1 protein-coding gene is annotated in these 241 nt (G+C 49.0%); it reads left to right on the top strand.

Annotated features, from left to right (window positions below; genetic code table 11):
- Positions 1-241: LysR substrate-binding domain-containing protein (locus HMPREF0308_RS12820; RefSeq protein ID WP_034657665.1), on the top strand; the 241-nt coding region annotated here is incomplete at both ends.

The raw sequence follows: 241 nt of genomic DNA on the forward strand, positions 1-241 counted from the left end.
AGGTGAAGTACGGTTTGTCATCCAATAGTGGGGAAACACTGAAACAGCTTTGCCTGAGTGGCAACGGGATTGCGTGTTTGTCCGACTACATGATCGACAAAGAAATCGCTCGCGGAGAATTGGTGGAGTTAATGGCAGATAAAGTGTTGCCAGTGGAAATGCCATTCAGTGCCGTCTATTACAGCGACCGTGCGGTAAGTACGCGCATCCGGGCTTTTATCGATTTCCTTAGCGAGCATGT

It is taken from the genome of Corynebacterium striatum ATCC 6940 (assembly GCF_000159135.1).
GTDB classification, from domain to species: Bacteria; Actinomycetota; Actinomycetes; order Mycobacteriales; family Mycobacteriaceae; genus Corynebacterium; species Corynebacterium striatum.